This is a genomic window from Arthrobacter sp. 001422645, from assembly GCF_059816125.1.
In genome coordinates this window covers 1-24,802 of record NZ_JCBANT010000014.1, presented here as the reverse complement: position 1 = coordinate 24,802, position 24,802 = coordinate 1, and the positions used below count along the sequence as shown (strand labels likewise).

The following is a 24,802-nucleotide window of genomic DNA, read 5'->3' as shown; positions in this document are numbered from 1 at the left end:
GACGGCGGCCCGGTCAACGCCCTGCGATGTGCCCGGCCACGAACTCCGCATCGTCGCCCACCACGGACAGCGTGGCCGACAGGTGCTTCGTGAGCCAGGGGAGGCCCACGGCGTAGAGACCCGGGACTTCGGTGACGCCGCGGCTGTGCCGCGGGTAGTTCCACTCGTCGAGCACCGGCAGGTCGAGGAAGCTGAAGTCCAGGCCGTAGCCGGTGGACCAGATGACCGAGGTGACGCCCCCGGCAGCCAGATCGAGCCGCGCCCCCGATTCTGCAGGCAGCCAGTCGTCCGTGGGCGTGGGCTCTGCGGGCGGGGCGTCGATGCCTGCCGCGGCGATGTAGGCGTCGGCCATGCGCCCCAGGCGCTCGCGGAACCCCGCCTCCACCAGGGCGAGGCGTGCGGGGAGGTCGTGGCTGAAGATGAGGCCGCCGTCGTCCGCTCCCTCAAACCGGCCGTGCAGCCGGACGCCACGCCGGCCGAGGTCACGGAGATGGATGCTGTGGCCGCCGCCGTTGCCGGAGATCAACGGGTTGCACATAAAACGCGCGGCCGGTGAGGGCAGCTGGTCCGCCTGGAGGCCGTTGATGCCGAACTCGGGACCGTGGAGGTTGACCTGCAGGATCCAGTAGAAAATATCCTGGCCGCGGTAGCGCCGCGGCGCCTCGGGGCAGGTGGAGACGGCCAGATGGACCTCCCGGCCGGCGTCGAGCAGGTCCTCGGTGATCTGGCCACCGGACTGCCCGGTGCCCACCACCAGCACGGCGCCGTCGGGAAGCTGCCGCGCGTTGCGGTAGTCGTGGCTGTGCAGCTGGCGGATGTGCCGGGGGAGTTTGGCGGCCGACGCCGGAATCCGCGGAAGCTGGAAGGCGCCGTTCGCGAGGACCACGTTCCGTGCGTGCCAGCGGCCCTGATTGGTCTCGACCGCGAAGCGGCCGTCGACGACGCCGGCCCGGGTCACCTCCGTGCCGAGCCGGACCGGCGCGTTGATCCGCGCAGCGTAGTCACGGAAGAGGCCGATCACCTCGTCCCGGGGGAGGAAAGCCTCCGGCTCGGGACCGTCGTAGCTCAGCTCCGGCAACAGGAACGAAAAGTTCGGGGTGTTCAGGTAGAACGAATCCCAGCGGTCCTGCCAGGCGCCGCCCAGTTCCGGCCGCTGCTCCAGTAATTGATGGTCGACGCCGTGCCGGCTTAGCCAGTAGCTCGTGGCCAGGCCGGCCTGGCCAGCGCCGACCACCAGGGTATCGACCTCGTGGACTGGGCCTGCGCCGGGGGAGGGCATGGCTACTTCTTAGAAGCCTTCGGGGCCTTTGGCGGCAGCCCGGCCACGTGCTCGAATGCTCTCTCCACCCAGGCCTTGGCCCGGGCCTCATCGCCGTCGCCCTCGGCATTCCAGATCTCCGGCAATCCGGTGTAGCCGCCCATGGGGCGCTCGGCCGGCCCGAACGGAACGGTCCGCTCGGTACTTTCGAGCGTTTCCTTGTCCGCCTCGCCCAGCTTCACGCCGATGGTGGGGCCGAACAGACCGGCGAACATGTTGCCGTTCACGAACGCCCCGAGGTTTCCGAACATCGGCTTGACCACCACCTCGGGATGGTCGGGCAGCACCGAGCGGAAGTGCTCCTTGTCGGCGTCGGACGCTTTCGGCATTTCCATAAGTCTTCCTCCGATAACTGTGGGTCACGGACAGGTCTTCCTGCAGGATATGCCCGCGGCTGTGCACGGTATAGCCGCGCTCGTACTGCGCGCAGCCGGCGAGCGACAGGGCCGGCGCCGGGGGCGCCCGTCAAATGAACGTTTGTGCAGTCGCGGCTGGCGGTTTTCCCAGGCCGCTCTCCGGCGACAATGACCTACTGGCCAGTAACTTTGAGGCGCGGGGGAGCGTCACTTCAGGGCAGGGCAGGGTCAACCCGCGGAGCCGGTTTTCGTGCACATCCGTGCAGATCCCTAGCCGCACCGGGCTGTAGGCGGCCTACGTTTGAGTATCCGGGCAACCTTGGCTGACCCCGCAGCACAGGGATTACTGCCGGCCCGCAGTCCGCTGACACACGAACAAAGAGGTTTCTATGTCACTGCTCACCAAAGTCCTGTCCACCGCTGCCGTTGCCGTCCTGGCCGGGTCCCTGGCCGCGGCTCCCGCCCATGCGGGAACTGTGGAGCTGTCCCCGCCGGGTGCCAATGACTGGTCCTGCAAACCAAGCGCTGAGCATCCGTATCCGGTCATTCTGGTGCCAGGAACCTTCGAGAGCATGGACAAGAATTGGTCCACCCTCTCGCCAAGCCTTAAGAGCGCCGGGTACTGCGTCTTCGCCCTCAACTACGGCGAGACCAACGGCGTGTATGCCACCGCGCCGGTCGCCGATTCGGCGCAGCAGCTCGCTCCGTTCGTGGATAAGGTGCGTTCCGCCACCGGCGCCAAGAAGGTGGATCTCGTCGGCCACAGCCAGGGCGGCATGATGCCCCGCTACTACATGGGCTTCCTGGGCGGTGCCAAGAATGTCCACCATCTCATCGGGATCGCTCCCTCCAATCACGGCACCGAAGGTGTGATCGTCCCGCAGCCGGGCGCCGTCCCGGACCCCAATTACACTGGCGTGGGTTGTGCCGCCTGCGCAGATCAGCAGGCGGGGTCGGCTTTTATGCAGAAGCTCAACTCCATCGGCGATACGGTTGCAGGACCCTCCTATACCGTCATCTCCACGGTGCACGACGAAGTGGTTATCCCCTACAACAGCCAGTTCCTCAACGGTCCGGCGAAGCAGGTCACCAACATCACCATCCAGGACAAATGCCCGGCCGACGCCTTCGAACACGACCAGACGCCGAACGACCCCGTGGTGCACCAGATTGTGGCCCACGCCCTGAGTAGGGTTTCAGGGCCCGCTGATCCGGCCTACCAGCCCAAGTGCCTATAGCGGCGACTGGCGGCAGGCCGGGTGACGGAAGGGCTCTCCGCGAACCGCTGCCGACGGCGTGGCAGAGTTGAAAGTCAGCGGCGCCAATGCGGTCCTCGGCCCCTGCAGCCCCGCGGACTACGATCGCGGTATGGGGACGACAGAGGACTTGTTCGAAGGACCGCCGACCGGGTTGCCCGCACCCATGTCTCGCGGTACGGCGCTGTACCGGGAAGGGCCGGGTCCCGCAGTGGTCCGGCATGTGGGTGGCTACGCCGCGTTCGTTGACTTCTGCGCGGCGCAGGGCGTGCGGGCCGACGAACTGGCCGCCGACCCCGAACGGCTGATCTGGTTCCTGCGCACGGCCGACTCCCAGCTCGCGGAGGACAGCAGGCTCAGCGCGGCCGCGACCGTCTTCGCCGGGAACGCCCTTGCCCGGCTGCGGCCGGACGCGCAGTGGACCGCCTACGAAGGGGCCCCACCCACGGTGGGAAACCGAGCGAAGCAGTTCGGAGTCGACCGCCTGCTGGAGGGTCTGCGCAGCGCGGACGACGCTGCGGTCCGCGGGCTGATTGCCGTGCTGTCGGACTGGGCCCTGGAAGAGCCGGATGAGCCCGCGGCAATGCCGCCCCGCCCGGTACCCGCGGCGACGGGGCAACCCCGCTATGTCCGGCCGCCCCTCCCGGCCGTCACCTACTACTCCGCTCAGGGGGAGCCCATTCCCTACGGCCGGCAATGGGGCGCCGACGGGCCCGACCCGGATTCCTACAGCGTGGACAGCCACCCGGAGCGCTTCGCCGGACTTCACGTCGTCGCCCGTGCGCTGATCGAACATCTGGCGGCGGTGTACGACGTCGACGTCCAGGACGATCCGGCCCATGCCGGGGAAATCCTGGTGGACGTCAAGGATGTGCTGGAAGCGGTCAAGGTCATCCCGCGGGATCCCGAGGCGGCGTCACTGACGTTTGTGCTGACCGGATATCCGGGAGTTGTGGTGCACGCCGGGGTGCTGCACGATTTCCCGTTTCCGGTGTGCGGCTGCGATGCCTGCGACGAAACGGCCGAGACGGTGGCGGACCGGCTGGAGATGCTGGTGCTTACGGTCGCGGCCGGCGGCTACAGCGAACGTTACCCGGTGGGCCGCAAGCGGTGGAGCGAATACGCCCTGGCCGCGTTCGACGGCTCCGGCTCGGAGAGCGGACAAGGCGAACCCGCCTTCGCGGCCGCCCGCCTCCATGACGCTGAGGTCAGGCTGCGGGAGGTGTCCGGCGTGTGGAGTGCCTGGCCGCTGCGCCGGAGCTGACGCCGGAAGCCCTTATTCGGGCCGATCAGGGTTTGGTGCGAAGAACGTTCACTCCTGGCCCTCGGCGGAAGGGGAGCTGCTGTCCGGGGACAGGACGTTGAGGCCGGCATCCACTGCCGCGGCGAGCAGTTCGGCGTCGTAGGCAACCAGGACGTCGGACTGCAGCCGGATGGCCGACGCGAGATGGATGGCATCGGCGCTCCGCAAACCGCCGGGGAAGGCGGCCGCGTACATCAGGTCCGAGCGCGCCAGATCCACCAGATTGAGTCCACTGAGCACGGAATTGACCAGCCCGCCGGGTAGACCGCGCCGGTGGGCTGCGCAATGAAGCTCCGTGTAGAGCAACATGGACGCCACCAGCTTGTCACCGCGAGCCGCCGTCGTTGAGAGATACCTGGCTGCGGCGGTTGATTCCTTCTCCTCCACCACGAGTTTGAGGGCAGCAGAGGAGTCCACGTAGATGATCAACGGTCCCCGCGAAGGTCCGCCAGGATGTCCGCCGTGCCCGCGGCCTGACGGACGCGCGGCATTGCCTGAAAGTCAACGACGCCGGCCGCTGGCCGGACCTGCCCTGCCAGCAACAGCCGCTCGAAGGGGGAGGCGGACGGAGGGATCAGGGTGGCGGTGATTTCGCCGTTGTTCGTGACATCGATGGTTTCGCCGTTCTTCACGCGCTCAAGAATCTTGCTGCTCTGGTTGCGCAGTTCGCGGTGCGGAATGGTTGTCATGGCTGCCTCCGTAGCAATCGTAGCAATCATGGAATCAGGCGGGAAGGGTCCGGGGCTGCAATGTAACGAACTGGTAACATGAGGTGAATGCGCTCTAAGTCTGCTCATTCAAGAGTCACGCAGCTGGACGGCCTCAGGGGGATTGCCGCCCTGGTGGTTGTCGCCTGCCACGTCATGTCGACGCTCCCCGGAATCGGGAGCGCAGTCAGCGACGACCGCTCCGCGGAACTCAGCACTGCAGAGTGGTGGGCTGTTTTCTCCCCGCTGCACGTCCTTTGGAACGGCACTCCGGCTGTCCACGTGTTTTTTGTGCTCTCCGGCTTCGTCCTGGTCCTGCCGTTTACCCGGCCCGGCGCGGCCAGGAGCTGGGCGCAGTACTACGCCAAGCGTTTCTTCCGGCTCTACCTGCCGGCCTGGGCGTCCCTGGTGGTGGCAGTCGCGTTGATTGCCGTGGTTCCCCGGTCGGCGTCGCCGCTGCAGAGTCCGTGGGCGGACATGTACGTGACTGAGCCCAGCGCGGGCCAGGTCCTCAAGGACGGCCTGCTCCTGCTGAACGCCAGCACCATCAACACCCCGCTCTGGTCCCTGAAGTGGGAAGTCGCGTTCTCCCTCCTGCTGCCGGCCTACGTCCTCATTGCCGTCCGCTGGCGGCGCCTCTGGCACGTGAAAATCGGACTTGCGCTCCTGCTGGCCGTCGTGGCTGGGGTGCAGGACGTGGACTGGCTGACCTACCTCCCGATCTTCGCCATCGGGGCGGTCCTCGGCGCTGAGCGTGAGCGGATCGGTGAACTGATGCGGAACTGGCCGCGCCTCGTCTGGTTCGCCGTGGCCGCGGCGGGACTTCTCCTGGCCAACGCGGAGTGGATCAGCCCCGAGCAGCCGGTCCCCGGCGTCGAAGCCGTTGTCACGGTGGGCGCGGTGCTGATCGTCCTGCTCTTCGTGGCCTGGGAGCCGGCCAAGCGGCTCGGTGACACGGCCTTGGCGCAATGGCTGGGACGCGTGTCCTTCAGCCTCTACCTGGTGCACCTTCCGATCATCCTGGCCGCCGTCACCCTGCTTCGATCGGTCTCGCTTCCGCTGGCGCTCGCCGTCTCTGTGGCCGCCTCGTTTGTGGCAGCCGAGCTGTTCTACCGCTACGTGGAACAGCCCGCCCACCGGCTCTCGATGGCCGCGGGGCGCGCCGTGGGGCGCCGGGTCTGCAACGACGCACCCGAGGCGCCCGCGGACACTTCGGCAACCCCGGGGCGCCCGGCCACCCCGGAAGCTCCGCCTGTCCGGGCCATGGCCGAGGCGGGCGCGGGTCACCGCAGCTAGCGCGGTTGCGTCCGCCCCGGCGTCGTTCGTCTCTTCCCGCCCGTCAGGCCTGGTTAAACCTGACCATGTTGCCGGACGGGTCGCGGAAGGCGCAGTCGCGCGGTCCCCACGGCTGGACGATGGGTTCCTGGAGGACCTCCGCGCCGGAGGCCCGGACCGCCTCGAACGTGGCGTCCAGATCGTCCGTGCGGAACACCAGGATGGGCAGGGCGCCCTTGACGAGCAGCTGCTGGAGGGCGTCGCCGTCGTCCTGGGAGCGGCCGGCATGCGGCTCGGACAGCACCAGCTCCAGATCCGGCTGGGCCGTGCTGCCGAGGGTGACCCAGCGTTGCCCGTCCGAGCCGACGTCGTTGCGGACTTCCAGGCCGAGCACGTCGCGGTAGAACGCGAGCGACTCGTCGAGGTCATTGACGGTGATTTGTGAGTACTGCAGTGAAATGTTCATGTCTCCACGCTAGGGCTGCGGCTGCCGGAGCGCTTCTTCAATCCTGCTCGGCTTGAACGCCCTGCTTCCGGGGCGGCCGGGTGCGCAGCCGGGCAATGCACGGCGGCATCGCGTTCACGGCGTGGTGTTCCCGCGACCGGTATTCGCTGGGGGTCATGCCGACGATCTCGGTGAACCGCGAGCTGAACGATCCCAGCGACGTACAGCCCACCTCCATGCACGCATCCGTCACGCTGGAACCGGCCCGCAGCAGCGCCATGGCGCGTTCGATCCGCCGGGTCATGAGGTAGTTGTACGGGGTCTCGCCGTAGGCCGCTTTGAACTGGCGGGAGAAGTGCGCCGGGGACATCAGCGCACCGGCAGCCATGGTGGGCACATCCAGCGGCCGGGCGTAGTCACGGTCGATCAGGTCCCGGGCCCGGCGCAGGTGCGTCAGGTTTGCCAGCTCCTGTGGTGTCATGTCGCCATTCTAGATCGGGGGACGTCCCGGCGGGCGCCCGGATAAGGGCGGCGGGGCCCCGCCGTCGTCCCGTGAAAACCGCTTTGGTAAGCCGCCCCGCGAAACTCCTGTAGTGTTGATCCTGTTGTTGTGTTTATGCAGTTCGTAGTTCAGGCAGTACGCAAGGTTGCAAGACCTTGTTCTTCTGAAGCAGCGGTTTTGAGCACCCCACACCGGAGGACCCGAAAGTCGGGACTTTTCCTCCACCTTCACGAAGGACAAAAAATAATGGCTACTGGTACCGTCAAATGGTTTAACGCTGAAAAGGGCTTCGGCTTCATTTCCCCCGATGACTCCTCACAGGACGTCTTCGCGCACTACTCTGCGATCGCTTCCTCCGGCTTCCGCTCCCTCGAAGAGAACCAGAAGGTCTCCTTCGAAACCGAGCAGGGCCCCAAGGGTCCCCAGGCCGTAAACATCCAGGCTCTCTAAGACTTAGCTTTCAGCTAACTCTTCTGAGTCCGGAACCTTACAGGTTTCGAGCAGGGTCCGTCTTTGACGGGCCCTGCTTTTGTTTAACCCGGGTGTGTTTCGTCAGCCGCTATCAGCCGTCGGCCCGGTAGTCGAAGAACAGCGTCGCCGGGATGGGCCCCGCAAGCATCTCCGCTGTCAGCCCGTGCACGCTGACCAGATGCTCGCGGAACCACACATCGTAGGGATCATCCGAGGCGGCGAGCGTCTGGAAGGCCTTCGCAAGGTCCTCGGCCTCATGGAACAGGCTGACGAAATCCCCCTGCGGGGTCTGCACCAGGCTGGCGACCTCCCGGGTGACGCCCATGCGCTTCCTGGAGCGGGCATGTTCCTCCCGGCGCGGGCCGTTCATCTCCGCGTCGAGCGACTTCCATTCGTCCAGTTTCCCGGGCAGAATCGGCGCGAACCACGTAATGCATTCCATGACAAATGTCCTTCCACGCAGTAGTCAGCACGGTGGCAATTCCATCGGTACAGCTGCATGTTAGTCCCGTGTTCGACGGCGGGACAGGGCTTCCGGAATCAGCTCCGGACCCGCTGAACCGCGGCCAACTCAACGCCGGCGAGGTCAATGCGCGACGACGTGGCGGCCGGCCAGGAACGCGGTCAGCGTTGGGTTGTCGATCTCCTTCGCGAGCCAGGGCACGGACTGGGCCGCGGCCTCGTCTCCGAGGGCCGCGCGGTGCGACTGCGCCCGGACCACAAACTCCCGCATGCCGCTCCGGCTGGCCAGCGCGGCCAGCCGGTCCACGAACCCGGCGGCCCGCGGGGAGCCCGCGGCGATGGTGACTTCCGCCGCGGTGTCCAGCAGCCGGGCCGTGTACCAGAGGTACCAGGGCTTGGGTTCCAAGCCCCGGTCGATCCAGTGCTCGGCGGCGGCCAGGTCGCCGTGCGCCAGGAACAGGCGGGCTTCGGCCCCGGCCGCCAAAGCCATGTAGCAGTGGTCGCCGGCGAGTTCGGCCATCACCCAGGACCGGTCGATCAGGGCAGCGGCCTCCTCCAGCCGCCCGGCGGCCAGGTACGTTTCACCGCGGACCCCGGCGACAAACGGTTCGAACGCGGTCCAGTGTTCCGCCGCCACCGAGTCCAGTGCCCGGTCCAGGGCGGCGGCCGCCAGCTCCAGGTCCCCGCGGAGCAGGTGCACGCGGCCCAGCAGCGCCTCGCTGAACGCCAGCTGCCGGCGGTTCCGCACCGCCCGGGCCAGCCGCCTGGACTCGGCGAAGGCAGCCACCGCATCGCCGTAGTGTGCGGTGTCCGACGCCAGCATGCCCTGGATCGCCAGGATCCGGGCCTGCTCCTCCGGGATTCCCTGCGCCGCCTGCATCGCCCGGTCCAGCCAGCCGGCCGCCCGGTCCGGCACTCCACGTTGGACGGACAAGTAGCCCAGCTCGCGGTAGGCCGCCGCGGCAGTCCGGGAGACGCCGTCGGGTGCTTCCGCCGACAGCGCGCGGTGCAGGAAGTCGGCCACCTCGGCGCCGCGGCCGCCGGCCTGGTGGATGAGCGCGCCGGCCAGTGTCACCAGCGATTCGGCCACGAGGTGCCGGTCGGGGTTTGGTAGCCCAGCGCGCTGGGCCAGAACGACGGCGAGGCGCAGCTGGTCGAGCCCCCGGTCGACGGCGCCCGCCGAGAGGGAGGCGCTGCCGGCGTCGAGATAGGACCGCACGGTGGCCACGTTGGCGTGGAGCTCGGGGTCGGCCACCGGCGCGGAATCGGACAGGGCGCGCCGGACCTCCGCCGGCAGCGGCAGGCCCAGCTCACGGTGGTACAGCTCCGCACACTTAGCGACCTCGTCCCGCGCCCGCCGGTGCTCGCCGAGGGCAACGAGAGCCTTCACCAGGACGGCGGTGCAGTCCGCGTGGAACGCATCCCGGCGCAGTGCCAGCGAGGCGAGTTCGACGGCGTCGGCGGCAGCGCCCGCGGCGAGGGCGGCCAGCGACGCTTCGTAGAGCAGCGACTGGACGCAGTTTTCGAGCCGGTACCGCTGGTCCGCCAGCCAGGATTCGAAGACAGCGTTGTCCGCGAAGGAGAGCCCCTCCAGCAGCTGGCCGTCGACCGTTCGCGGGTCCAGGCCGGGGCCGTTGGCCGAGCCCACCAACTCTAGGGCGTCGCAATGCCAGGGCGGCAGGAGTGTCAGCCGCAACGGGTCGCCGGTGATGGAGACGCCGTCGAGGGTCCGGCGCAGCTCGGACAGGTTCCAGCGCAGGGCGCCCAGCGGATCCGCGGCGTCCGGGAAGAGCAACATGGCGGTCCGGGAACGGCTGACGCCGTCCGGCTGCAGGGCGAGGTAGGCCAGCACAGCCCAGGCTTTGCGGCCTTTGGGCTGTGGGGGAGCGGTACCTGCGGACTCGATCTTTGGCGGACCGAGGAGCCGAATCCACGTCTCGGCCATAGGAGCAATTTTACGCCCCGGGGGCCCGTTGGCGTTCCGGGAATTCAGTCCCGGGGGATTCACACGGTTGTTCACACGGAGGGTTCCGACACTGGAGTCATCCAATCCGCTCTCCACCCGAGGAATCAAAAAATGGAACTGTTCGTAGTCCTTCTGCTCGGACTCGTGATTGTCGCCGGCACCGCCACGGTCCGCGCCGTACTCAAGGACGGACACGGCCACACCCCCGTGGTGCGGTCCACCGAGTTCTGGAGCACCGGGAACCTGCCCAGCGAGCCCTTCTCGTCGTCGCTGGCCTGGTACCTGCCGGGGTCGAGGGTCCAGTAATTGCAGATTTTGACGATCGCCGGGGATTCTTACGGGGCGGCGGGCCGGGGGCCCGTCGCCCCGTAGTGTCTCCGGCGTGTGGAGTCCGCGCTTCGTGGGGGCGTTCCGCGTTCGCCTTCTCGACGGCGGCTCGTCCGCTAGTGCTTGCGGTCTACCACCGGTAGGCAATACCGTCTCGACCAGCGGTGCACACCACAAGCGGAAGGCGTTTCATGCTGAAGCACGTTGCTGAGGGCGTTCTCGTGCACGAGAGCGACTTCATCCAGAGCAACTCCGTGGTGGTGCAGGGCCGGGACGGTGTGTTGCTCATCGATCCCGGTATAACAACTGGCGAAATGGCCGACCTCGCGAACGACCTGCGCGAGTTGGGCCAGCCCGTCGTGGCAGGCTTCTCGACGCATCCTCATTGGGACCACGTGCTGTGGCCCGCGGACTTCGGCGACGTGCCCCGCTACGGTACAGCCCGCTGCGCGGCCGCCATCCACGATGTGCTGTCGCACCCGGACTGGAAGGCCCGCGTGGCCGAGGGGCTGCCGCCGGAGTACGCCGACGATATCCCGATGGACATGCTCGGTCTTCTTGCCGGTCTGCCCGCCGGAGCTGCGCAGATTCCTTGGGACGGGCCCACAGTCCGGATCATCGAGCATCAGGCCCATGCCCGGGGTCATGCCGCGCTGCTGATCGAGGAGCGCGGCGTCCTGGTCGCCGGCGACATGCTGTCCGACATCCTGATGCCGTTCCTCGACCTCGAGGCCGCGGATCCGGTCGGGGACTACCTTGCTGCGCTGCTGCTGTACGAGGGTGTGGCCGACGACGTTGCTGCCGTCATCCCCGGTCACGGCTCAGTCGGCGGAACCGGGCAGTTGCGGGCACGAATCAACCAGGACCGCGCGTATGTAGCGGCCCTGCGCGACGGCGGTGTGCCCGACGACCCGCGCGTCGGCCCCTCGGCCCCGTTGGAGTGGCTGCCCGACGTGCACAGATGGCAACTGCAGCGGCTCGCCCAAAGAGGCGGGCGCGCCGGAACGCCCGGCTAGCGAACGCTCTGCGGGAAAGAGGCTCTGCTCGCGGTCTGCCTATTTCCGGTTGTATGGTTCCACGCCGTGATCCAGTCGTGCCCACAGGGAGTCACGCTCGGAGCCGGTAACCAGGGTCGCGTCGAAATTTACCTCGAGGCCGGTTCGAGGGTCGAAAGTGGCAAAGTGCCCGCCCCGCAGTTCCTCCGCGACAGGCCAGTCGGGCCCGTAGTCCTCTTCCAGGTATTCGTGCTCGCCACCGAACCAGTGCATCTGGGTCCACATCCGCTCCTGCTTGACCCAGAGGAGGGGAAACGACCGCATGGGGCTGACCGAGGCGGTCACCCAACCTTTGGCCTCGCCGTTCAGCGACAGCCTCCACACCGCATCTCGGAACAGATCCAAGCTCGGGTCCTTCGGCCAGTCCGTTTCGTCGAACCACGTGTCGAACTTCTTATCGAGCCATCCCATGGCTCAGTTGTAGCAGCCCGGAACGAACCCGGAGCGACGACGCCTCGCCTCTGGAGGTAATCGGTCCGCCTTGGTAGCTTCAACGCATGGCCATCAAACTTGAGAACGTCGGTATCGCCGTTCGCGACCTCGAAGCAACAATCGCTTTTTTCACCGATCTCGGTCTTACGGTCATCGGCCGTGACACGGTCAGCGGCGAGTGGACCGATACCGCCGTCGGACTTGATGGCAACCACGCCAACATCGCGATGCTCCAGACCCCGGACGGTCATGGTCGGCTCGAGCTCTTCGAATACATCCACCCCGAAGCGATCGAGTCGAACCCGACCCGTCCCAACGACATCGGGATGCACCGGGTGGCCTTCTCGGTCGACGACATCGACGAGGCCCTTGAGGTGGCTGCGAAGCATGGATGCTATCCGCTACGCGGTGTGGCGACCTATGAGGACCTCTACAAACTCACGTACCTCCGCGGCCCCAGCGGAATTATCGTGATGCTCGCCGAGAAATTGAAGGAGGACTGACCCATGGTCGACGAAGAACTCAGTGCAGCGTTGAGGGCTTACTACGAGTCGTGGTATCAGTTCCGCTACGGCCCGGCGCGCCAGCGCGGTGAGGCTGTGCCGTCAGAGAAGGAGCTATTCCTAGCGGCGGTCGGCTCAGGTCGAGGTCAGGAGTTGTGGGCCGCTATCCGTGCATTGCAGGCTGAAGCGGACCGTGTGCCTGACCCGGGCGGACCGCTCACAAACTATATTGACGCGCTTCATGCTTGGGCCGCCACCCATCCCGAGGTCGACCCCCGCGAAATGGGCGCAATCACCTCCCCCCTGATCCGGGATCACCGGTAGGCCGCTCGAGCTTATTCGACGGGGTGATGGTGAGTAGTCCGCTCGATGTCGCCATCCCCTTCACCAGACGAGTAGATCACCGGCACCGTCTGCGCCCGGCCGTCCGCCTGGGCCGGGTTGAGCTCAATCAGGCTGCGGGGTCCAGACGAAAGACAAACCGGTCATCGGCGGACCACGGATGCTCGTCGTCACATCGATAGCCACGCAGCCAGGCTTGCCCGTCCACGACGCGAAGATAGAAGCCCTTGGGATAGTCGTCGTCAGCACTCAGCGATTCGGCAGCAACCGTAAGGGCGCCGGTGGGCGCCCTCCCTGAGGACATCACCGAATCAAGGGATGTCGCCTGATCGCTCAGAGCCATGCGCAAATAGGGCCCAGCGTCCGCCGGGCAGAGCAACAAGCCCTGTTGCTGCGCACCCTCGAGGATCTGGGGAAGTGTCACACCACCGGGAAGGCCCAAGCCGGCGACCGTGCGCTCGGTGACCACAATGGCGCGGATGGCCCGCTTGTCGAAGACGGCGTTTTCCAACAGGGTTTTAGCATGCGCGTTAAGCAGGACGCCCCGCGAGCTCAGCCTGCTCATCAATTCAGCTCGGGATAGCCCCCCGACAGCAATCTCAAGCCGTTCAACGTGAGCTGTCTTTGCCATGGCTTTCCTAACGGTGAGGGTGCGCTGCGGTACGGTCGTGAACTCTACCGGTGGGCCTGTGCGATGAACACCAGGAAAGATGCGTGCGACTCCAGCGTCAGCCGCGGGCCGGCGGGACCGTCTTGCGCATCACGGTCTTGCTCTTGCCGATGTGACGCTCGAACGTGAATCCCGCCTTCTCGAACATGGCCCTCGTACCGTTGTGGAGGAATGAGGACGACGACCTCTTGCCCGGGGCGAGCTCGTTGGGGAACGAGACCACCTCGCCGCCGCCGGCCTGCGCGATCAGCTCGAGCGCGCCATCCAGCGCCTCCCGTGCCACTCCCGACCGTCGGTGGTCGCGATCGACGAAGAAGCATGTGATGCGCCACGGCGCCGGCTCGGACTCGCCTGCGTCGTACTCCTTGCGATGATAGATGCGCGGCAGCTCGACCGGGCTGCCGTACTCGCACCACGCGATGGCGTCGTCGCCGTCGAAGACGAGCGCGGCGTGCGCGACGCCCTCCGCCACGAGTCTCCGCTTGAACGTCGGCCCGTCGTACTCGCTCTTGACGGTGCGCTCCGTGTCGTCGTGGAAATACGAGCAGTAGCACCCGCCCCAGACCCCGTTGTGCTTCTGCGCGAGCGCCAGCCACGCCGGGAAGGTCTCGGCCGTGAGCGGCTTGATCACATGCGTCGTCGTCACGCCCACCTCAGGGTTGTCTCGGGAACGAGTTGAAGAAAAGTCACGAGGTTGATCTCGTCGCGGGGGACTCGGCGACGCATAGGACTCCTGTGTTGCCGTCCTGGTCGGCGATCACGGTGAGCGACGGCGCGCCGCTGTCATCGACGACAGTCCCGCCCGCGGCGACGGCAGCGGCGATTCGTTGCTCGGCCACTTCGGGCGCCACATAGACCTCGACGTGGAACCGCTGTCTGGGGGTCTCGTGCGCACGGGCGTCCCCAAACCACAGGTTCGGTACACGCCCTGTAGCGTCCCTGATCTCGTCGCTGGGCGACCCGTGACCCTGGGCCTCGGCGTTCCCGGTCAACAGCGCGGCCCACACCGGGGCGATGGTCGCGGAGTGGGCCGTATCGAGACCGAGCTCGACTACGCTGACCGAGGCCGGGTCGGCGTCGACCTCGTGGTCGGCGGCGATCTCGGTGATCCGTCGCGCGAGGTCGACGTCCTGTTGGGTCACCCATTCGACGACGTGTTCGGTGCCCTCGTCGTCGCGGTAGATGGCGTCCGCGCTGACCATCTTGAGATCGACATACCCATTCCCGATCGACACGCTCGGGTAGTGTCCGAGCGCATCGCCCGCCTCGCCTACCGCGGTAACGAACCGTGCACCGGTGCCGAAGTCGTCGACCAGGTAGCGGGCATGGAGTCCCTGGGCCAACTTGCGCCAGTCGCTCAGCCTGGCCTCGGCAATCTCCTCGCCGTTCAGCATGTCCATGTTCGGGACCTCATCTGTGATTCAGCCTCAGCGCTGGAGCTCATCATCTGTAAGTGCCTCCCGCCCCCTGTGCCAACAGTAAAGCCGATACGGAACTCATCTTCAAGGGAAGTCAGCGCCTGCTACCCATCGACCAGTTTCCGGAATGGCGCCTTGAGTGCATCCGTCGTCACGCGCTGTTGCAGCGCCCCACGACCTAGCGCACTCCGAAATGTTTGCCCCTTGGCACATGCTCGACGACGAAAGAAGGTCAGTCCTCCGCAATGAGCTGGCTTGCGGTGACGTTGAGTGGTGGCGTGGAGCCGCGTGGGCATTCCAGCGGTCGATCGGCTTGGTGTGGTACTACCGGGAGTCAAACCCGGGGATGAGCATGCTCGGGCCGATCCTTCACCGGGCAGCTCAGTTGAAAAGCTGACCGAAGGCTATGGCATCCAGATCATGGGCAGTTACGGTGGCACCATGAGGGACAGGACGCTGCCGATCATATGCGGGACGACAGAGTTCAAGGACGCCCTCGACCACTACGAGACGGAAGGCTGGCGCCGTGCGGAAACTGATCTACGGCATGAATCTGACCTTGGACGGCTACATCGCCGCGGCCGGCGACGACATCGGCTGGGGCGGGCCGAGCGACGAACTGTTCCAGTGGTGGCTCGAGCAGGAGCAGGCTAGCAGCCTGTCGCTGTACGGCCGCAAGCTCTGGGAGACCATGAGTTCCTACTGGCCGACCGGCGACCAGCAGCCCAACGCCACCCCGGCGGAGATCGCGTTCGCGCGGAACTGGCGGGACACGCCTAAGGTGGTGTTCTCCTCGACGATCGACAAGGTCGGCTGGAACACCCGCCTGGTCACCGGCGACGCGATCGCTGAGATCACCCGGCTCAAGGCCGGGGACGGCGGCCCGATGAGCGTCGGGGGCGCAACGCTCGCCGGGGCGGCCATGAGGGCAGGGCTGATCGACGAATACGTGCTGGCGACCCATCCGGTCCTGGTGGGCGGCGGCACTCCGTTCTTCACCTCGCTGGACAGCTGGGTGAACCTGAACCTGGTGGAGACGCGGACGTTTCCCGGCGGCGTGGTCCTGACCAGGTACGAGACGAGGCGCTGAGCGCGATTCCTCCGCGAGTACAGCCGGGGCACCTCATCCTGAAGGAACATGGGCAACTGATGCTGTTTGAGGACTGACCCCGTTGATACCTTGATGGAAGTCATCGTCGTGGTTGCCATCGCCACCCTCAACCGGGCAGCAACCAAGAGCGCGGCAGCGGGGCCGCGGGCACCTCTGCGCGTTCCCGCTACTCGACGACGGACATCGGCAAGCCGCCTCCATGCACCAAAGGCGTGATGCTGTCGAGCTGCCAGCCGTCCGCGGACGCCCGGAACGTCGCCGTCTGCGGCAGCGAGTAGCCGGACGGGACGTCGCTTGGCCCATTCGCCGCCGAGGCCTGGTGTTCCTCGGTCAATTCCTCGAAATGGACTCTCGCTTCCGAGCCGGTCACCTCGAATGACTCCACCGTGATCGTCGTCGAAAAGTCCTTGTACCAGAAGCCCATCGACTTGAAGCGGGCCTTTGACCGGGCCACCACTGGAAGGTCCCTCGCGCGCTTGGCCCGGTAGGCCGCCGTCGACTGCGCGTCGCCGAGCTGCGGCGCCGGTGGAACGTCGAGAGCAGTGCCGTTACGGTCCTCGACGGCAGCCTGGATGATTGCTGCAAGCTCGGAGGACGACGGGCTGGGCACAGCTGCTGCGGGAGACCCGACCGTGAGCGGGCCGGCAACAGGCTGGCACCCGGAAAGGGCAAACCCGAGCAGCACCGCGATGGCGGCCACCGAGCGTCGGTGTGTCATCGTGGTCCCCCCGTGCCGGATGTCCTCACAGCCTGCCCGGAAGGCCCCAGCCAGTCAACTAGTGCCGGATGGAGGGTGTAGAAGGTCCCGACCGCCGGTTGGCGGAAGACGGGCCGGACCACGCCGACGACTTCGCCTTGTGTGACAGCCACCAATACGACTCGGTCGCTCCTGGGGGCGATCATCTCCCTGATCCAGCGTGTTCGGGCGCTGGCATCGCAGACCGCATTCACATGTCCCAGGGCATCCAGGGTGGATTCACGAATCTGCATGGGCACAGCGTACTGGGCGGGTTAGATTTCTATCGTGGATGGTCAGGCCAACTTGAGGGTTGCGTCCAAGCGAACTGTGGACAAGGTCTTGCTGGGTGTGTCCCAATTGAAGGGTCGAGCGCGAGGTGGGCGGGCCTACCAAATCGGCCAGTGATTTCCAGCCCGGTCCCGCGTCTTCAGGCACATCCACCATCCGCGCGCGAAACTTTGGGGGGCACCTTTGAAACTCTTGCTTACGTCAGGCGGCGTGACGAACCCGAGCATCCACTCGGCGCTCGTGCAGCTTCTCGACAAGCCGATCGCCCAGTGCCACGCCTTGGTCGTCCCTACAGCGCAGTGGGGTCACCCGATGTGCGGACCGGCATCGGTGCTGGGCCTACTGACCGCCGAGCCCGACGTCCGTCACTTGTCCGGCCTGGGCTGGGCTTCGCTCGGCGTTCTAGAGCTCACCGCGCTGCCCACCATCGGCGCGGAGCGATGGGTCCCCTGGCTTCGGGAGGCCGACGTGCTCTTGGTCGACGGCGGCGACGCGACGTACCTATGCCATTGGATGCGTGAGTCCGGGCTGGCCGACCTGCTGCCGTCGCTGCCCGACACGGTATGGGTGGGAGTGAGTGCCGGAAGCATGGTGATGACGCCCCGGATAGGGGAGTACTTCGTCGAGTGGCCGTCCGCGCCGGACGATCGCACCCTGGGGGTGGTGGACTTTTCGATCTTCCCGCACTTGAACGCTTTCCCGACCAACACTCCGGCCCACGCAGAGCGGTGGGCCGCCGACGTCGGTGGCCCGGCCTATGCCATCGACGAGCAGACAGCTATCAAGGTCGTCGACGGCTCCGTCGAGGTGGTTTCCGAAGGGCAATGGACGAAGTTCGGGTGATAGCTTCCAGACATTCATGACGTCGCGCGGCTTTGGTGGGCAGCAGGACGGGGGCGCATCAACTGCTGCCTCATCTGCCGCTCATCCTCCTCCATGCCGCGATTCTTGCACGACCGGCGGTCGGCACTGCCGAGCATCCACCCAAATACACAATGGAGCCAGCGGACTTCGGGCTGTCGCATAACCTAACTGACTGGCTTCGCGTTTGCGAGTAGAACCGGCGTCGCTAAACGACACCTCAAATGTCCCGGTGAGGGATCCTATACCGGGAGACATGCCATGGTGATCGGCGTTATTTTGTTTTGTACTTGAAACCACGGTGCGATCCAACGAAACCCAAACGCTCATAAAAGCGGTGTGCGTCCTGACGTTCCTCGTCAGACGTAAGTTGCACTAGCGACGCCGCCACGGCGGGGGCTGCAGTTTCAGTAACCCACCGCATCATGGCTGATCCGACGCCACTCGACCTCGTGTCGCTCCGGACACGGACGGCTTCGACCAGAAGCCGAGTGGACCCACGTCGGGCCATGCCAGGTATCCGAGTAAGCTGCATTGTCGCTATGGGCTCATCTGCCTCGTTCACGACCACGAGGAGTTCGTTGGAGGGATCTGCGATGATCGCAGTCAACGCAGACCGGTAAGCCGCTGCATCAGAACCGTCGGCCTTGTCACCCTCGATGCGCTGATTGGATCGTCCGCGAGAAGGAGCATCAGTGCCCTGAGGTCATTCTCGGAAGCCCTGCGCAGGGTGAGCTCCTGAGCCGTAACGCTGAGGGTAATAGGTAAGTTCAGAGTACGAATCACTCTCGCAGTTTCCCATCTATCGGGCTCGCCTCGCGGATCTGCATGCATAGGGCTTCCGGAGAATACAGAAACAGCGCCTTACACGGTGTACGTAAGCCGTTCCCTTCGCGAAACGGCCATCGAAGAGTCCGTTCCCCAAGTGGGATCAAGTCCCGAGCCACGGATGCGATCAGAACGCAGCGCCGTCGAGTCATGTAAACCGAGGCGCCCACAACTTCTCACCTCAACGGCGTCGGTCCGACGCGAATAGCACCCTGAGAGGTAGCTGGTCGCGGAGGGAGAAACAATCCGCCCGGCCGTCGCAGCGAGACAACGGACTGACGCTAGGGTTGACGCACAGCAAAACTACCGGTTGAAGGTTCATTGGGGGGAACATGAAGCAGCCATCAGCGAGCGGAATCGGCTTTCGGGAAGTGGACCAGGATGGGAATCCTGCGGTCCGAGTGCCGGACACTGCGCAGGATTCATCCCGTCAAGATAGGCACTGGTCCGTCAATCCATTCATCGCCTTGTTGTGGCTGTTGGCCGCCGTGCTGGTCGTCGGCAGCATCTCAGTCCTGTCGACCGTGACCTTCAATCCGGGCCCTGTGAGTGGGCCGCCGGCCATTACATTCCTAATGATGACATTCGCGCCCCACGCGCTACTCCTTGGACTTGTTGTCGTCCTTTGCCTACTCTTCTGGCACGCATGGCAATGGCAGCGCGGCACGCGAAACGGCCAACGCGCTAGCCTCGAACCGATCTGCCGACCCGGTGTGTCTTCTCACCGACCCCGACCAGGGGAAGTGGAGATCGCCTAGTTAGCCCCTGCGTAGGCGAATGACCCGGACGGAGTGAAAAATGATCAACCCCATTCCAACGCTGACGAAAATGAAATCCTCCTGGTGCTGCCACGGGTCCTCTGCGCCGCCCACCCGAACCTCTGATGGCGGGTGGCTGCGCTGCCGGTAAGCCGGTCGTCAACCGGGCAGACAACATCGGGACGCCCGTGGCGGGAACGCCCCAGTACTCGGGGCTGAATTAGAGCGGCCGGCCGTAGGGGTAGTCCACCCATGCTCCGGTACCTTCATCCGGGCACGCATCTCTGGCGCCGTTTTTCGTGGACCAGTAGTCCGCGGGGAAGCGGGCTCCTTGGAGAACGGCGTCCAAATCGACGCCGTGCTCCTCACGCCCGTCCGCGAATCGCGCGTCATACCGAATGCTGAGATAACGACTCTTCAACCAACGACGAGTCTTCCAATATGCGGTGGCTCGGATAGCAATCGGCATTTGTGAACTCATGCCTACATCCTCGCCTGTCCAGGGTCCTCCTGTTGCGAGCCGCTGGTGGAAAAGCTCAAAGGATATTCGGACAAGCATGTCCCAATTCCTTGGAGGTGGACATCGGATACCGGCCGTTCTGCAAATAGCGACACGCCTCCCGAATTGAATCGCAGCTGTAAGTGGCAGCTTTCTCGCTGAGCCTTTTGTCACCGCTTGCCGCTCCTGAGTCCGTCCGTGAACGGTCAATGGTAATGCGCGGTCAGGCGGTGAATCCGATGATCTGGCCGTGAAGCGTGGACGCGATAATGCCGGGGTGGCTGAACGGGAGGTCGTGCGCAGCGCCCTGCACCGTGCGGAGAGTGCTGCCAGGAAGCGCCGAAGCGGTCAGCTTGGCGGATTCGTGCATGAGTTTTCGTTCGTTCGCTCCAACCAGTACGTCGGCGGCTCCCTGATAGTCGCTCCATGTCGCGGGCAGCATGAATCGGATGTTCTCGCTGACGCTAGACAGGAGGGTTTCGCGAGTGGTTGCGGTGCTGTCGTGAAGGTAGTCGTCCAACAGGTGATTGGGGATACCGAGCTGGTGTGCTTGGGCCGCCGCAAACCACCTATGCCGAGCGAGCGGGGCAGCCAGGCTGAGCAGTGCGAGCGTAGGTCCGGGAAAGGGAACGGGTCTTGTTTCAGCGCTGACAACGACGACGCCCCGCACAAGGTGGGGTAGCTCGGAAGCGAGCAGGATCGCGAGCTGGGCTCCCATGGAGAAGCCGACGACGTGGGCTCCCTGCGGGGCGTGGCGTTCGATCACGCCGGTGAGTCTTTGCACGGTGTCTTCATGCGAGATGTACGGCTGTGCTGCGCTACGGCCGAATCCCGGGAGATCGGGGACGATGGCTTTCATGGTCGGCCCTAGCAGCTCGCGCAGGGGTCTCCACATCCATCCGCTCACGCCGGCCGCGTGAATCATTAGAACCGGGTTGCTGCCTTCGTCCACGTTGACGTACATCCGGTCATCATCGCAGAGCGGTTGATCGCACGGGCGAGGCGATGAGGCCGTAGGCCGGTCGTTCAGCGGCGCAAGTATCACTCAAAATCTCCGGATCACTATCGCCGAAATACCGCGGCTACTGGATTCCCGTAAGACCCGCCCGCAAAACTGCCCGGTGAAGGTGCCCGAGCCTCACGGCCCCAGTTTGATCGAGCACTCGCCGCGCTGATCGACGGTGAATCCCTCTTCATCACGACGCCGGACCGGCCCGGCGATCCATCCGGAACATGCTCGCCTTCGCTTAATGGCGCGGTCGAAGCGCGGGCAAGTCATAGGCACTCAGATTCGAAGCGCCATCCGCTTGAGCGGACGCGGTGAACACGTTGCGCAGGTTTCCTGCGATCTCGGAATGTCCCGAGCAACGTTCATGGACCCCAAGGGTCAGTTCATGGCGGAAGGGTTGCTGCCCTCCGCACGGTCCCAGTGCTCACGCAACAGCTGGGCCAGCCGTCCGGGCTCCACCCGGTGCGGGGGATCGAAGTGGTGGCGGCCTGCGAACACTTCGAGCCGGAAGTCGGGGAAAACCGCGGACAGGCGCCGGGCAATCTCACCGAACTGGTCAGGGTTGCTCAGGCCGCCCAGGACGAACAAGACGGGGGAGTCGAATGCGGCCAGCCGGCCGCGGTCCAGGTCGTAGCTCCGGAAATTGCGCAGGAACGCCGCGATGCCGGCCGGCCGCCTGGCCAGCCATGGCGGAGGGGCGTCCGGCGCCGGCGGCGGCAGGACGACGTCGGGCCTGACCTGCAGTTGCATGAACTGCTGCATGAACTGTCCGGGCGGGAGGGTTTCCAGCCGGTCGAAGGCTTTCCACAGCCCAGCGTGGGCCGGGCTCCAGTCCCAGGTTCCGGCCCAGGCCGGTTCCAGCAGGGCCAGGCTCAGCAGGCGCTGCGGGTGTTGGGCGGCGAACGCGAGGGCCGCCGAGCCGCCCCCGGAATACCCGGCGAGATGGAACGAATCCCAGCCCCGGGCGTCCGCTTCACGCAGGCCGCCCGTAATCTCGGTGTCCAGGCTCCAGCCGGGCAGGGGCTCGTCGCCCGCATAGAGTTCCAGGTCCTTGGCGACGGCCTGCACGTCCGGTCCCAGGGCCTCGAGGAGCGGGCCGTAGGCCAGCTGCGCGGGAAGAACAGCACCCGGAAGGAATATGACCCGAATCGGTCCCATGCAAAAACGATACGCGCGGGCGGGCAGAGTTCAAGGGGAGTTCCGCGCGCCGGCCGGCCGGCAGCCGCCGTCGGACGTTACCGGGACTTGGGGATGAGGATCCACAACGCGATGTAGACGAGCTCACCGACGCCGAAGAGGCCGAAGAACACGAAGCCGAGGCGCACCACGGTCACGGAGATGCCGAAGCGGCCGGCGATGGCTGCGCAGACCCCCGCGATGATCTTGCGGTTCCGTGGCCTCATCAGTGATTGTTCCATCCCGCCAAAGTAGCAGTGCGGGCCCGTCATGAGAACAGTCCCGGCCCAAGAACGGCACAACGCCAGCGGGACCTGCTCCGGCGGCAAAAGCCGTTCCGGGAGGGCCCGCTGGCGTTCAATCCGCGCCGAGACGGCGCCGTGAAGCCCGGCCTACGGCGTCGGCATGCCGCCGTTGACGTTGAGCGTCTCGCCGATCACGTAGCTGGACTCGGCTGAGGCCAGGAACACGTACGCCGGGGCAAGCTCTGCCGGCTGGCCGGCACGGCCCAGCGGAGTCTCCTTGCCAAACTCCGGCAGATCCTGGGTGAGCTGCCCGCCGCTGGGCTGGAGCGGAGTCCAGATGGGACCGGGTGCCACCGCGTTGACCCTGATGCCCTTGGGCGCGAGCTGCTGCGCCAGACCCTTGGTGAAGTTGTTGATGGCGCCCTTGGTGGAGGCGTAGTCCACCAGCGTCTCCGACGGGCTGTACGCCTGGATGGACGTCGTGTTGATGATGCTCGACCCGGCCGGAAGGTGCGGCAGCGCCTCCTTGGTCAGCCAGAACATCGCGTACACATTGGTCTTGTAGGTGTGGTCAAACTCGACGTCGGTGATGTCGCCCAGCGCTTCCTGCGCCACCTGCTTGCCGGCGTTGTTCACCAGGATGTCCAAACCGCCCAGCTCGCGCACGGCGGTCTCCACCAGCTGCCGGCACATCGCCGAGTCCTTGAGATCGCCGGGAACCTTGACCGCCTTCCGCCCGGCCTTTTCAATCAGCTCCGCGACCCGGGCCGCGTCCTCTTCCTCCTCCGGAAGGTAGGACATGACGACGTCGGCACCCTCGCGGGCGAAGGCGATCGCCGTTGCGGCGCCGATCCCGGAGTCCGCGCCGGTGATGAGTGCCTTGCGGCCTTCGAGCCGGCCGGTGCCGCGGTAGGTGTCCTCGCCCAGGTCGGCCTTGGGCATCATCTTGGAGTCCAGGCCGGGTTCCGGCTGGCTCTGCTCGGGCGGCTCGATCTGCTCGTACGCCGTGACGGGGTTCCTGAACGTGTACTGGTCAGTCATGGTGCTCCTCGGGATCGTCGGGCCTCGGCGCGGACGGCTCACACGCCGCGCACATGCTAAGCATGCTTACCATCCACCCTAGTCACGACAGGGGCGGGCTCGCAACGGGGAGGATCCGGCGGAGGAGATGGGCGACGAGCCGGCGTCCTGCGTCGTGCTCTTTGAACTCCTCGACGCACAGCAGACCGGGCCGGCCACGCTCGAATACGAGTATGACTTCGGCGATGCGTGGACGCACCTCTTCGAAGTGATTGGGCCGGCCGAACTGCCGGCACCGTGTGCTGGATCGGCGGCGCCAACCGGGGCCCGGTGGAGGATGCCGGCGGGACGTCCGGTTATGCGCGCCTCATAGAAGCCCTGGCCGACCCGGCGGACGAGGACCACCAGGAAACTCTCCGGCTGGTACACGTTCGCGACTGGCCAAGACGCCGGCAGCTTTGCGCCGTACGCGTTCGACGCCGATGCACTCAACGTCCGCCTCGACGGGCTGGCGAAACGCCTCTGGCCGGACCGCCCACGGACGAGGAGATCGACGCCGTCGTGCGGCCCGTGCAGTGGCTCCTCACGCAGGCGGGCGCTGACGGACTGCAGTTAACCCAGGACGGCTACCTCAAACCCGCCGTGGTACGCCAGACGGTCAGCGAGCTGGGGTGGGCCTACCGCTGGCCCGGAGCGGCGAACCGCGAAAGCCAGACCCTGCCCTTCCTAGTGCTCCGGCAGCAGCTCCAGGCCTGGAAGCTGCTGCGGAAGAGCGAGGGTCGGCTGGTCTGTCGCCGGCGGGCCGCAAGATGCACGACGGCGGCCGCCCCCTCTGGGATTTCGTCGCCACCGCGGCGGCCTTCCCTGCGGACGAAGCGGCGGCCCTGGTGACCCGCATCGCGGTCCACTGGCTGCTTGAGGGCTCCACCCCGTCCTGGCGCGAGCGGGAACGGATCATCGCGGACATGCTGAACGCGGCCGGCTTCCTGGTGGACAACAGGAAGCCAGTGTTGCTGGATGACGCCCGGGAACTCAATTCGGACGCGCGCAGGTCCACCGCCGGCGCACCGCCGCGCATGTGAGCCAGTACACAGACCCCTCCTTCGCCCGCTTGGCCGGAGGAGAGCCGTTTTTGCGGCCTGGTTTCCGCGCCGTTCCAGGGTTTCGGAGCTGTGGGAGGGGCATGGTGGGTGGATTTGTATGGGGGCTGTGTCGCGTGTACAGTTATTCGAGTCGCCGCCGCTGATGCGGAAAGATTGCGACCGACCCCCTGATAAACGGCCTGAAATATGGTGCGCTGTTGAGCGTGCCGGAGTAGGGTGGGGATCCTCTTGTGGGGCTGGGAATCGCGGAAACGTTGATTTGCAAAGCTTCACGGGTTCGGGTAAGTTTGAAAAGTTGCTCCGGAGCGATCCGCGACCGATTGGTTGTGGTGGTGCCGGGTGTGTCTGTTGTTTGAG

31 protein-coding genes are annotated in these 24,802 nt (G+C 65.9%); 12 read left to right on the top strand and 19 right to left on the bottom strand.

What is annotated here, in order from left to right; all coding sequences use genetic code 11:
* Positions 1–13: 13 nt before the first annotated feature.
* On the bottom strand, positions 14–1,279 hold the full coding sequence (locus tag AC6EUH_RS14060) for a flavin-containing monooxygenase (RefSeq protein WP_499739018.1): 1,266 nt from the start codon (positions 1,277–1,279) through the stop codon (positions 14–16).
* A gap of 2 nt (positions 1,280–1,281) precedes the next feature.
* Positions 1,282–1,653, bottom strand: a complete 372-nt coding sequence (locus AC6EUH_RS14055; RefSeq protein WP_499739017.1) for a TfoX/Sxy family protein — start codon at positions 1,651–1,653, stop codon at positions 1,282–1,284.
* Positions 1,654–2,063: 410 nt separating this feature from the next.
* Here AC6EUH_RS14055 and AC6EUH_RS14050 point away from each other — a divergent pair, with 410 nt between their 5' ends.
* Together AC6EUH_RS14050 and AC6EUH_RS14045 are read left to right on the top strand one after the other, a co-directional pair.
* Positions 2,064–2,912 carry an esterase/lipase family protein gene (locus AC6EUH_RS14050; protein WP_499739016.1) on the top strand — a complete coding sequence of 283 codons (849 nt, stop codon included), beginning with the start codon at positions 2,064–2,066 and terminating at the stop codon, positions 2,910–2,912.
* 130 nt (positions 2,913–3,042) lie between these two features.
* On the top strand, positions 3,043–4,194 hold the full coding sequence (locus AC6EUH_RS14045; protein ID WP_499739015.1) for a DUF6226 family protein: 1,152 nt from the start codon (positions 3,043–3,045) through the stop codon (positions 4,192–4,194).
* A 48-nt stretch (positions 4,195–4,242) separates the two neighbouring features.
* Here AC6EUH_RS14045 and AC6EUH_RS14040 read toward each other — a convergent pair whose 3' ends face one another.
* Entirely contained in the window at positions 4,243–4,650 is a 408-nt protein-coding gene (locus AC6EUH_RS14040) for a type II toxin-antitoxin system VapC family toxin (protein WP_499739014.1), read from the bottom strand.
* An 8-nt stretch (positions 4,651–4,658) separates the two neighbouring features.
* Complete coding sequence (locus AC6EUH_RS14035) at positions 4,659–4,922, bottom strand: type II toxin-antitoxin system Phd/YefM family antitoxin (RefSeq protein WP_499739013.1); 264 nt, start codon at positions 4,920–4,922, stop codon at positions 4,659–4,661.
* Between the two features lie 87 nt (positions 4,923–5,009).
* On the opposite strand from AC6EUH_RS14035, the gene AC6EUH_RS14030 reads away from it, so the two are divergent.
* The gene (locus AC6EUH_RS14030) at positions 5,010–6,236 is read left to right on the top strand and encodes an acyltransferase family protein (protein WP_499739012.1); all 1,227 of its coding nucleotides are present in this window, start codon (positions 5,010–5,012) and stop codon (positions 6,234–6,236) included.
* A gap of 43 nt (positions 6,237–6,279) precedes the next feature.
* Here the strand turns inward: AC6EUH_RS14030 and AC6EUH_RS14025 are convergent, their stop codons facing one another.
* Together AC6EUH_RS14025 and AC6EUH_RS14020 are read right to left on the bottom strand one after the other, a co-directional pair.
* Entirely contained in the window at positions 6,280–6,681 is a 402-nt protein-coding gene (locus tag AC6EUH_RS14025) for a VOC family protein (protein ID WP_499739011.1), read from the bottom strand.
* Positions 6,682–6,718: 37 nt separating this feature from the next.
* On the bottom strand, positions 6,719–7,141 hold the full coding sequence (locus AC6EUH_RS14020; RefSeq protein WP_499739010.1) for a helix-turn-helix transcriptional regulator: 423 nt from the start codon (positions 7,139–7,141) through the stop codon (positions 6,719–6,721).
* A 267-nt stretch (positions 7,142–7,408) separates the two neighbouring features.
* Between AC6EUH_RS14020 and AC6EUH_RS14015 the strand changes: the two genes are divergently transcribed.
* Entirely contained in the window at positions 7,409–7,612 is a 204-nt protein-coding gene (locus tag AC6EUH_RS14015; RefSeq protein WP_024365339.1) for a cold-shock protein, read from the top strand.
* A 112-nt stretch (positions 7,613–7,724) separates the two neighbouring features.
* Here the strand turns inward: AC6EUH_RS14015 and AC6EUH_RS14010 are convergent, their stop codons facing one another.
* Together AC6EUH_RS14010 and AC6EUH_RS14005 are read right to left on the bottom strand one after the other, a co-directional pair.
* The gene (locus AC6EUH_RS14010) at positions 7,725–8,075 is read right to left on the bottom strand and encodes a hypothetical protein (protein ID WP_499739009.1); all 351 of its coding nucleotides are present in this window, start codon (positions 8,073–8,075) and stop codon (positions 7,725–7,727) included.
* A gap of 144 nt (positions 8,076–8,219) precedes the next feature.
* Entirely contained in the window at positions 8,220–10,040 is a 1,821-nt protein-coding gene (locus AC6EUH_RS14005; protein WP_499739008.1) for an AfsR/SARP family transcriptional regulator, read from the bottom strand.
* Positions 10,041–10,172: 132 nt separating this feature from the next.
* Here AC6EUH_RS14005 and AC6EUH_RS14000 point away from each other — a divergent pair, with 132 nt between their 5' ends.
* Complete coding sequence (locus AC6EUH_RS14000) at positions 10,173–10,367, top strand: hypothetical protein (protein ID WP_056433341.1); 195 nt, start codon at positions 10,173–10,175, stop codon at positions 10,365–10,367.
* Between the two features lie 212 nt (positions 10,368–10,579).
* On the top strand, positions 10,580–11,404 hold the full coding sequence (locus AC6EUH_RS13995) for an MBL fold metallo-hydrolase (protein ID WP_499739007.1): 825 nt from the start codon (positions 10,580–10,582) through the stop codon (positions 11,402–11,404).
* 39 nt (positions 11,405–11,443) lie between these two features.
* Here the strand turns inward: AC6EUH_RS13995 and AC6EUH_RS13990 are convergent, their stop codons facing one another.
* Entirely contained in the window at positions 11,444–11,854 is a 411-nt protein-coding gene (locus AC6EUH_RS13990; RefSeq protein WP_499739006.1) for a hypothetical protein, read from the bottom strand.
* A gap of 86 nt (positions 11,855–11,940) precedes the next feature.
* Between AC6EUH_RS13990 and AC6EUH_RS13985 the strand changes: the two genes are divergently transcribed.
* On the top strand, positions 11,941–12,378 hold the full coding sequence (locus tag AC6EUH_RS13985) for a VOC family protein (RefSeq protein WP_499739005.1): 438 nt from the start codon (positions 11,941–11,943) through the stop codon (positions 12,376–12,378).
* A gap of 3 nt (positions 12,379–12,381) precedes the next feature.
* Positions 12,382–12,702 (top strand): hypothetical protein, encoded by a 321-nt coding sequence (locus AC6EUH_RS13980; protein ID WP_499739004.1) that lies wholly within the window; start codon positions 12,382–12,384, stop codon positions 12,700–12,702.
* A 127-nt stretch (positions 12,703–12,829) separates the two neighbouring features.
* Here the strand turns inward: AC6EUH_RS13980 and AC6EUH_RS13975 are convergent, their stop codons facing one another.
* From AC6EUH_RS13975 to AC6EUH_RS13965, 3 genes are all read right to left on the bottom strand, one after another.
* On the bottom strand, positions 12,830–13,351 hold the full coding sequence (locus AC6EUH_RS13975) for a hypothetical protein (RefSeq protein ID WP_499739003.1): 522 nt from the start codon (positions 13,349–13,351) through the stop codon (positions 12,830–12,832).
* A gap of 97 nt (positions 13,352–13,448) precedes the next feature.
* Complete coding sequence (locus AC6EUH_RS13970; RefSeq protein ID WP_499739002.1) at positions 13,449–14,042, bottom strand: N-acetyltransferase; 594 nt, start codon at positions 14,040–14,042, stop codon at positions 13,449–13,451.
* A gap of 34 nt (positions 14,043–14,076) precedes the next feature.
* Positions 14,077–14,790 carry a 4a-hydroxytetrahydrobiopterin dehydratase gene (locus AC6EUH_RS13965; RefSeq protein WP_499739001.1) on the bottom strand — a complete coding sequence of 238 codons (714 nt, stop codon included), beginning with the start codon at positions 14,788–14,790 and terminating at the stop codon, positions 14,077–14,079.
* A 544-nt stretch (positions 14,791–15,334) separates the two neighbouring features.
* Between AC6EUH_RS13965 and AC6EUH_RS13960 the strand changes: the two genes are divergently transcribed.
* Complete coding sequence (locus tag AC6EUH_RS13960) at positions 15,335–15,898, top strand: dihydrofolate reductase family protein (RefSeq protein ID WP_056433320.1); 564 nt, start codon at positions 15,335–15,337, stop codon at positions 15,896–15,898.
* 187 nt (positions 15,899–16,085) lie between these two features.
* Here AC6EUH_RS13960 and AC6EUH_RS13955 read toward each other — a convergent pair whose 3' ends face one another.
* Positions 16,086–16,637 carry a hypothetical protein gene (locus AC6EUH_RS13955; protein WP_499739000.1) on the bottom strand — a complete coding sequence of 184 codons (552 nt, stop codon included), beginning with the start codon at positions 16,635–16,637 and terminating at the stop codon, positions 16,086–16,088.
* Between the two features lie 492 nt (positions 16,638–17,129).
* Here AC6EUH_RS13955 and AC6EUH_RS13950 point away from each other — a divergent pair, with 492 nt between their 5' ends.
* Positions 17,130–17,789 carry a Type 1 glutamine amidotransferase-like domain-containing protein gene (locus AC6EUH_RS13950; protein WP_499738999.1) on the top strand — a complete coding sequence of 220 codons (660 nt, stop codon included), beginning with the start codon at positions 17,130–17,132 and terminating at the stop codon, positions 17,787–17,789.
* A 292-nt stretch (positions 17,790–18,081) separates the two neighbouring features.
* Here the strand turns inward: AC6EUH_RS13950 and AC6EUH_RS13945 are convergent, their stop codons facing one another.
* From AC6EUH_RS13945 to AC6EUH_RS13920, 6 genes are all read right to left on the bottom strand, one after another.
* Positions 18,082–18,372 (bottom strand): GNAT family N-acetyltransferase, encoded by a 291-nt coding sequence (locus tag AC6EUH_RS13945; protein WP_499739099.1) that lies wholly within the window; start codon positions 18,370–18,372, stop codon positions 18,082–18,084.
* A 1,743-nt stretch (positions 18,373–20,115) separates the two neighbouring features.
* Complete coding sequence (locus AC6EUH_RS13940) at positions 20,116–20,817, bottom strand: alpha/beta fold hydrolase (RefSeq protein WP_499739098.1); 702 nt, start codon at positions 20,815–20,817, stop codon at positions 20,116–20,118.
* 462 nt (positions 20,818–21,279) lie between these two features.
* Entirely contained in the window at positions 21,280–22,059 is a 780-nt protein-coding gene (locus AC6EUH_RS13935; protein ID WP_499738998.1) for an alpha/beta fold hydrolase, read from the bottom strand.
* A gap of 77 nt (positions 22,060–22,136) precedes the next feature.
* Positions 22,137–22,304: a PspC domain-containing protein gene (locus AC6EUH_RS13930; protein WP_235500318.1), complete on the bottom strand. Its 168-nt coding sequence runs from the start codon at positions 22,302–22,304 to the stop codon at positions 22,137–22,139.
* Positions 22,305–22,469: 165 nt separating this feature from the next.
* Positions 22,470–23,363: a glucose 1-dehydrogenase gene (locus tag AC6EUH_RS13925; protein WP_056433303.1), complete on the bottom strand. Its 894-nt coding sequence runs from the start codon at positions 23,361–23,363 to the stop codon at positions 22,470–22,472.
* Between the two features lie 82 nt (positions 23,364–23,445).
* Positions 23,446–23,601 carry a hypothetical protein gene (locus AC6EUH_RS13920; protein ID WP_499739102.1) on the bottom strand — a complete coding sequence of 52 codons (156 nt, stop codon included), beginning with the start codon at positions 23,599–23,601 and terminating at the stop codon, positions 23,446–23,448.
* Between AC6EUH_RS13920 and AC6EUH_RS13915 the strand changes: the two genes are divergently transcribed.
* Together AC6EUH_RS13915 and AC6EUH_RS13910 are read left to right on the top strand one after the other, a co-directional pair.
* The gene (locus tag AC6EUH_RS13915) at positions 23,592–24,233 is read left to right on the top strand and encodes an IS1096 element passenger TnpR family protein (protein ID WP_499738997.1); all 642 of its coding nucleotides are present in this window, start codon (positions 23,592–23,594) and stop codon (positions 24,231–24,233) included. The genes AC6EUH_RS13920 and AC6EUH_RS13915 overlap by 10 nt on opposite strands.
* Positions 24,152–24,424 carry a hypothetical protein gene (locus AC6EUH_RS13910; RefSeq protein WP_499739101.1) on the top strand — a complete coding sequence of 91 codons (273 nt, stop codon included), beginning with the start codon at positions 24,152–24,154 and terminating at the stop codon, positions 24,422–24,424. Before AC6EUH_RS13915 ends, AC6EUH_RS13910 begins: the two co-directional genes overlap by 82 nt.
* Positions 24,425–24,802 lie beyond the last annotated feature (378 nt).

Coding starts and splice junctions, on each gene's coding strand:
- AC6EUH_RS14060 (WP_499739018.1), bottom strand. CDS start 1,279: ATGCCCTCCCCCGGCGCAGGCCCAGTCCACGAGGTCGATACCCTGGTG.
- AC6EUH_RS13985 (WP_499739005.1), top strand. CDS start 11,941: ATGGCCATCAAACTTGAGAACGTCGGTATCGCCGTTCGCGACCTCGAA.
- AC6EUH_RS13930 (WP_235500318.1), bottom strand. CDS start 22,304: ATGAGGCCACGGAACCGCAAGATCATCGCGGGGGTCTGCGCAGCCATC.
- AC6EUH_RS13975 (WP_499739003.1), bottom strand. CDS start 13,351: ATGGCAAAGACAGCTCACGTTGAACGGCTTGAGATTGCTGTCGGGGGG.
- AC6EUH_RS14035 (WP_499739013.1), bottom strand. CDS start 4,922: ATGACAACCATTCCGCACCGCGAACTGCGCAACCAGAGCAGCAAGATT.
- AC6EUH_RS13925 (WP_056433303.1), bottom strand. CDS start 23,363: ATGACTGACCAGTACACGTTCAGGAACCCCGTCACGGCGTACGAGCAG.
- AC6EUH_RS14055 (WP_499739017.1), bottom strand. CDS start 1,653: ATGGAAATGCCGAAAGCGTCCGACGCCGACAAGGAGCACTTCCGCTCG.
- AC6EUH_RS13955 (WP_499739000.1), bottom strand. CDS start 16,637: ATGACACACCGACGCTCGGTGGCCGCCATCGCGGTGCTGCTCGGGTTT.
- AC6EUH_RS14015 (WP_024365339.1), top strand. CDS start 7,409: ATGGCTACTGGTACCGTCAAATGGTTTAACGCTGAAAAGGGCTTCGGC.
- AC6EUH_RS14000 (WP_056433341.1), top strand. CDS start 10,173: ATGGAACTGTTCGTAGTCCTTCTGCTCGGACTCGTGATTGTCGCCGGC.
- AC6EUH_RS14030 (WP_499739012.1), top strand. CDS start 5,010: ATGCGCTCTAAGTCTGCTCATTCAAGAGTCACGCAGCTGGACGGCCTC.
- AC6EUH_RS14025 (WP_499739011.1), bottom strand. CDS start 6,681: ATGAACATTTCACTGCAGTACTCACAAATCACCGTCAATGACCTCGAC.
- AC6EUH_RS14005 (WP_499739008.1), bottom strand. CDS start 10,040: ATGGCCGAGACGTGGATTCGGCTCCTCGGTCCGCCAAAGATCGAGTCC.
- AC6EUH_RS13910 (WP_499739101.1), top strand. CDS start 24,152: ATGCACGACGGCGGCCGCCCCCTCTGGGATTTCGTCGCCACCGCGGCG.
- AC6EUH_RS14050 (WP_499739016.1), top strand. CDS start 2,064: ATGTCACTGCTCACCAAAGTCCTGTCCACCGCTGCCGTTGCCGTCCTG.
- AC6EUH_RS13990 (WP_499739006.1), bottom strand. CDS start 11,854: ATGGGATGGCTCGATAAGAAGTTCGACACGTGGTTCGACGAAACGGAC.
- AC6EUH_RS13940 (WP_499739098.1), bottom strand. CDS start 20,817: ATGATTCACGCGGCCGGCGTGAGCGGATGGATGTGGAGACCCCTGCGC.
- AC6EUH_RS14020 (WP_499739010.1), bottom strand. CDS start 7,141: ATGACACCACAGGAGCTGGCAAACCTGACGCACCTGCGCCGGGCCCGG.
- AC6EUH_RS13995 (WP_499739007.1), top strand. CDS start 10,580: ATGCTGAAGCACGTTGCTGAGGGCGTTCTCGTGCACGAGAGCGACTTC.
- AC6EUH_RS14010 (WP_499739009.1), bottom strand. CDS start 8,075: ATGGAATGCATTACGTGGTTCGCGCCGATTCTGCCCGGGAAACTGGAC.
- AC6EUH_RS13980 (WP_499739004.1), top strand. CDS start 12,382: ATGGTCGACGAAGAACTCAGTGCAGCGTTGAGGGCTTACTACGAGTCG.
- AC6EUH_RS13935 (WP_499738998.1), bottom strand. CDS start 22,059: ATGGGACCGATTCGGGTCATATTCCTTCCGGGTGCTGTTCTTCCCGCG.
- AC6EUH_RS14045 (WP_499739015.1), top strand. CDS start 3,043: ATGGGGACGACAGAGGACTTGTTCGAAGGACCGCCGACCGGGTTGCCC.
- AC6EUH_RS13965 (WP_499739001.1), bottom strand. CDS start 14,790: ATGGACATGCTGAACGGCGAGGAGATTGCCGAGGCCAGGCTGAGCGAC.